Source organism: Microcoleus sp. A003_D6, from assembly GCF_036702825.1.
Lineage (GTDB): Bacteria > Cyanobacteriota > Cyanobacteriia > Cyanobacteriales > Microcoleaceae > Microcoleus.
In genome coordinates this window covers 1-5,736 of sequence record NZ_JAUBWA010000153.1, presented here as the reverse complement: position 1 = coordinate 5,736, position 5,736 = coordinate 1, and the positions used below count along the sequence as shown (strand labels likewise).

General features: G+C 48.9%; 6 protein-coding genes. 1 reads left to right on the top strand and 5 read right to left on the bottom strand.

Annotated features, from left to right (window positions below; genetic code table 11):
• Nucleotides 1–1,336 (top strand): calcium-binding protein (locus tag QUB70_RS28325; RefSeq protein ID WP_442927842.1); only part of this gene is annotated, 1,336 nt, incomplete at its 5' end.
• A 1-nt stretch (nucleotide 1,337) separates the two neighbouring features.
• Here QUB70_RS28325 and QUB70_RS28320 read toward each other — a convergent pair.
• The 5 genes from QUB70_RS28320 to QUB70_RS28300 form a co-directional block, all read right to left on the bottom strand.
• On the bottom strand, nucleotides 1,338–1,616 hold the full coding sequence (locus QUB70_RS28320; protein WP_332984906.1) for an ACT domain-containing protein: 279 nt from the start codon (nucleotides 1,614–1,616) through the stop codon (nucleotides 1,338–1,340).
• Nucleotides 1,604–2,002: a hypothetical protein gene (locus tag QUB70_RS28315; protein WP_332984905.1), complete on the bottom strand. Its 399-nt coding sequence runs from the start codon at nucleotides 2,000–2,002 to the stop codon at nucleotides 1,604–1,606. The genes QUB70_RS28320 and QUB70_RS28315 overlap by 13 nt, the downstream gene beginning before the upstream one ends.
• Nucleotides 1,999–2,418, bottom strand: coding sequence for a hypothetical protein (locus QUB70_RS28310; protein ID WP_332984904.1), 420 nt, complete (start codon nucleotides 2,416–2,418; stop codon nucleotides 1,999–2,001). The genes QUB70_RS28315 and QUB70_RS28310 overlap by 4 nt, the downstream gene beginning before the upstream one ends.
• 314 nt (nucleotides 2,419–2,732) lie before the next feature.
• Nucleotides 2,733–4,541 (bottom strand): aspartate kinase, encoded by a 1,809-nt coding sequence (locus tag QUB70_RS28305; RefSeq protein ID WP_332984902.1) that lies wholly within the window; start codon nucleotides 4,539–4,541, stop codon nucleotides 2,733–2,735.
• 316 nt (nucleotides 4,542–4,857) lie between these two features.
• Nucleotides 4,858–5,652, bottom strand: a complete 795-nt coding sequence (locus QUB70_RS28300; protein ID WP_332984901.1) for a Uma2 family endonuclease — start codon at nucleotides 5,650–5,652, stop codon at nucleotides 4,858–4,860.
• Nucleotides 5,653–5,736 lie beyond the last annotated feature (84 nt).

The following is a 5,736-nucleotide window of genomic DNA, read 5'->3' as shown; positions in this document are numbered from 1 at the left end:
GCCAACTCCAACACCGGCGACAACTCCAACACCAGAGCCAACTCCAACACCGGCGACAACTCCAACACCAGAGCCAACTCCAACGCCGGTGACAACTCCAACGCCGGTGACAACTCCAACGCCGGTGACAACTCCAACACCGGCGACAACTCCAACACCGGCGACAACTCCAACACCGGCGACAATATCTGTAGTAAATCCAACGCCGATATCAATTCCTACACTACCTCTTACCCTCTCAACCACACCCACTGAAATTACTCTGCCATTAAATTTCCTCGATCTGACTCAGATCGAGACGATAATTCCCGCACCCGCACCGACTCCTGCACCCGCACCAACGCCCGCCCCAACCCCAACACCCGCCCCGACTCCCGTTCCTGCGATCGCCCCAACCCCAACGCCCGCCCCAACTCCCATTTCTGCGATCGCCCAAACCCCAACACCCGCCCCAACTCCCGTTCCTGCGATCGCCCCAACCCCAACGCCCGCCCCAACTCCCGTTCCTGCGATCGCCCCAACCCCAACACCTGTACCGACTCCCATTCCTGCGATCGCCCCAACGCCCGCCGCAACGCCCGCCCCATCACCATCACCAACACCAACACCCATAGTTTCCATCAAAACCCCTCTCCCCAATGCCACCGATAGTGGCGAACCGACAGGACTCCCTGAAAATCTACGCGGAGAAGGGTTTTACCTGCTAACAGACGGATCTGATACTGCCATTCCAGAAGTGGCCGCCAAGACAGGAATTTCTGCTTTGTCGGGTAATGACTTTCTCACCGGTACAGAAGATGACGATCCGATCGGTGGCAATCAAGGGGCAGATACGCTAGCCGGAGTTGGCGGCAATGATATTTTGCTTGGCGGCAAAGGTTCTGATTTTCTCGACGGCGGTTCTGGCAATGATTTTCTCAGTGGTAACAATGATAATGACACCTTAGTCGGAGGAGATGGTAATGATGTTTTGCAAGGTGGCAAGGGAGATGATATTCTCAATGGCGGTGCTGAGGATGACGTATTAATTGGCGATTTTGGTCAAGATATTCTCATTGGCGGTACTGGAAATGATGCCTTTATTTTTGCGGAGAGTCAGGCGATCGCATCCATTGAGCGGGCTGATGTAATTATCGATTTTTCTAAGGGTGATGCTATTGGTTTGAGTGCAGGCATTGCCTATGCTCAACTGTCCTTTGAGCCGGTGTTATTACAGATTGATAGTGGGATGCCAGTGGCTTCTGTTGCGATTAAATTTAATTCTGATTATTTGGCGATCGTCTTTGATATTGATGCTAGCTATCTAACTGCTAATGTGTTTTTCACTGCGTTGTAGACTATTGAATGTTGATTTGTCTGCCCGAAAGCGCTTCAAACATCTTTGCAGCTACCCCCGGATGCGCTACCATTCCGAAACCGACAACGCTAACTTTGGCAATTTGTTTATCGACTGCAACTTCGCCCCATCCCAATTCAACCGCAGATTTTTCGAGGGTATTTTTAGCAGATTCGGCGTCAATTTGCGCTACGGTAAATGCAATGTCGCGAGTTAATATGCCGTCGATTTTGTGGCAGCGCTGCGTGAGCGTAAAAAACCAGGTTTCTAAGGTTGCCATATAATTTGAGACTGCTGTGCTAACAAATCAGCAAGCAAATCAGCCCTTTCAGTATCATCTTCAGCGTAAGGTAGACCTGCGATCTCAGCGTGAGATATAGAGTCAGGAATTACATCTAAACCTAACTCGCGAATCCCACCTACCTCCAGGCGAGCAACTCCATAACACGTTCTGAATTTTGCAGCACATTGTTCGGGAGAACAAACACTAGCAATGTTTACAGAAAGACCCTGTTCGTTTTTGTTTTTACGCAAGTAGTAAGCTTCAGATTGAACCAGTCCAGTATCCTCATCTATCCACTGTTTGCGAAGTAATGCCCGGTAGACAATAGCCCTATTAGGTAATGGTTCAAACTCTGGATCACTACTAAAATCTTGTTCGTTCATGCTTGATTAAACCACTTTAGCCGATCGACTAATGTTGTTGCTGAAATTACCTTCTCTGAACCGTGTTCATCATTTTTGCGATGATAAATGCGAACAGGTTGCTCGTCATCGTCAATAAACGGACAAAACAAGCGAACTTTACAAGCTGGATTTACACTTGTCCAAGTCAGGCTAACACCGCCTTGATGATCTGTACAAGCTGACGCTTTTGGGAAACTGCTTCCCATAACAGAATGTGCTTCTACAACTAAATTAAGTGCTGTTTTGAAAGCAAAATCGCTGGGTTTTAAAATGCCATATTCATCCTCATCATCTTCGCCTTCATAAAGTTCTCCAAGACGTTTGAGAGTGATACTCAATCCTGAGCGGCTGTAGTTGCTACCGCTATCAGTAATCTGTTCCTTCGCTACAGTCATAAGATTAAATCCCTTTTAGCCGATCGCCAATTCGATCCTAACACAGCCTAATCATCTGCAATAAGGACACGGCAGCAATAAGCAATAAGGACACGGCAGCAATAAGCAATAGACCTCTTGCAAAAATAATTAGAACGGGCTCTCCGGCCCGTTCCACAAGAAAAAATAACTCTTGTGGAACGGGCATCTTGCCCGTTCCATCAATTGATGAAAGGATTTTTGCAAGAGGTCTAATAAGGACACGGCAGCAATAAGCAATAAGGACACGGCAGCAATAAGCAATAAGGACACGGCAGTGCCGTGTCCCTACTTGATTAGGCGGGAACTTGGATTCTTTCGGTGCCGGCAAGTTCAAAGGCTGCGTGAATTGCCTTCAAAGCAGTTACACCTTGTGCCTCATCCACAACGCAGCTAATTTTAATCTCGGAAGTGGCAATCATTTGAATGTTGATTTGCTGGCGGGAAAGCGCTTCAAACATCTTTGCCGCTACTCCCGGATGCGCTACCATCCCGGAACCGACAACGCTAACTTTGGCGATTTGTGTATCGACTGCTACTTCGCCCCATCCAAAGTCGGGGGCGGCTTTTTCGAGGGCGTTTTTAGCAGCTTCGGCGTCAATTTGTGCTACGGTAAATGCAATGTCGCGAGTTAATATGCCGTCAATATTGTGACAGCGCTGCGACTGAATGATTGTATCTACGCTGATATTTTCCTCGGCTAAAAGTCCGAACAGTTTTGCTGCTACTCCGGGTCGATCGGGCAATTGGCGAATTGCTAGACGCGCTTGATTGAGATCCAACGCAACGGCGCGGACTGCGGGCGGTTTGTGGGATGATGAACGCAGCCCTATAGGGGAGTTGGCGACATCAAATGCTTTGCAGAGTTCGGCAACGGCCCGATCGCAATCGATAGCATCGATCGCACAACTAACTTTTACCTCGGATGTGGAAATCATTTGAATGTTAATTCCCGCCTCCGCTAAAGTCTTAAACATCTGCGCGGCTACCCTCGGACGACCGATCATTCCCGCACCCGCAATGCTAACTTTCGCGATCGGCCTTTCTTCTGCTTTCACTTCCGGTTCTCCCAATTCGGGGCGAGAATTCTTGCCGAGGGCGGGGATAATTGCATCTGCAACGGCGGTGGCTTGTTGCAGAGATTTTCGCGTCACCGTGAAGGCAATATCGTTAGTATTTCCTTCATGAATTGACTGAATAATTAAGTCTACATCGAGGTTTTGCTGCGCGATCGCACCGAACAACCGCGCTGCTACTCCCGGGCGATCGGGCAAACGCAACAGCGACACCCCTGCCTGATCCAAGTCAAATTCCACCGCATCGACCGCTTTTGCGAGCTCCAAGCCCTCCAAAGGCCGGGGTTGCGGTGGGGGGGACACTACCCGCGTACCGGGGGCGTCGCTCCAGCTAGAAAGCACTACCAGCGGCACGCCGTAATTCTTGGCAATTTCTACCGCGCGCGGGTGGAGGACTTTTGCGCCCAAACTCGCCAATTCCAGCATTTCGTCGCAGGTGATTTCGTCCATCAATTGCGCGTCGGCAACCAAGCGCGGATCTGTAGTCAAAATTCCGGGCACGTCGGTATAAATTTCGCACCTGTCGGCCCGCAGCGCTGCCGCGAGGGCAACTGCTGTCGTGTCGGAACCGCCGCGGCCCAAGGTGGTAATTTCCAATTCTCCGGCATCGGCAATGCCTTGGAAACCCGCAACCACAACGATTTTACCGCTTTTTAACTGGGTTTCAAGCCGATGGGGGTCGATCCGCAAAATCCGGGCGCGGGTGTGGGCGGCTTCGGTGACAATGCCGACTTGGGCTCCGGTGAGGGAAATTGCGGGCTGTCCCATTTCCTGCAATGCCATACTTAAAAGTGCGATCGAGACTTGTTCCCCAGTGGAAAGCAACATATCCATTTCCCGCTTGTTGGGATTTGCGGAAATTTCCTTGGCGAGTTTAACTAAACCGTCGGTGGTTTTGCCCATCGCTGAAAGTACGACAACCAGAGAGTTGCCAAGCTGTGCTGTTTTTACAACTCGTCGGGCTACTTCCAAAATGCGATCGACTGTGCCAACCGAGGTGCCGCCATATTTCTGAACAATTAGTGCCATAGGACTTACACAAAAAGTGATGCAATACTTAAGCTAATATACGCAAATTTTTGATAATAACCGATGAATGTTTATATCGTTGCTGAGGAGGCTGCTAGGCGATCGGGTTTTTACAGCAGTAGGACTTATGCACTCCCCATAAAGAAACCGGGTTTTTAGCAGATTGAGAGTTTTAAGCGAGTATTTTGTTAAAAAACCCGGTTTCTGGCCACCTGTGCGTCAGTCCAAAGAAACCGGGTTTTTTAGGAGAGTGAGAGTTTTAAGCGAGTATTTTTGTTGAAAAATCCGGTTTCTTGCCACTACAGGAATCTGCGGCTTATTCTCCTTCTAACTCTCGCAAACGCGCTTCTAAAGCTTGAATTCGCAACTCAGCTTCTATGCGCCTTTGTCGTTCTTGTTCTGCTTCTGACTGCGCTTGTTCGACTGCCAATTCCGCTTGTTCGACTCGTTCATCGGCAGCCAGCAGCAAATTCCCCTCAGCATCCCACCAGCGCATCCAAGGCAATTCTACGCCCTGATAAATTCCTTGCCAAATGCCTAATTCCAATCCCATTGGCTCGATTTGGTAATGTCCGCGCTGATTTTCTGACATTAACTCAAATCTATCTTCTACCAAATGATAGCATTCTATTTGGGCTTTTTTAACTTCATAAATGGCGTAAAAAGCAGGTCGAATAATCCGCTCGTAAATCCAGAATTTGCCTTTTCTTGGAGTTTTATCTCTTTCTTCGCTGCCATCTCCAGAGACAAATTCTAGTATGATTAACGGCGGCATTAATTCTTTCCACATCACATAGGAACGCCGCATATTTCCGTCGAGAGTTGGCGGCACGTCGGGGACGTAAAACCAATCTGGTGCTTCAGCTCCTCTGGCTAGGGGTTCTGGGGGTTGCGGGACTCGCCAATAAATGCCGGAATCTTGACCGATACAATATTGTCCGTCGGGATGAAGTTGGTCTAAAATGGGTCGAACGGATGTTGTTAACAGGATGCTTTGAGGGAGTTCTTGAAAGTTTTTCACAAAAGTACCGTCGGAGTCGGGTAATTGAGTGTGGTCTGGGAAATCTGTAAAATCTGTTACTAGAAGTTCGGGTTTTTCGGTGACACTCATGTTGACCTCTGGACAGTGAAAAGTTCTGTGAGATAATTAAGTAGGGACCTTCAACTCTCTAGTTCGTTTGTGTATGGCTTGAAG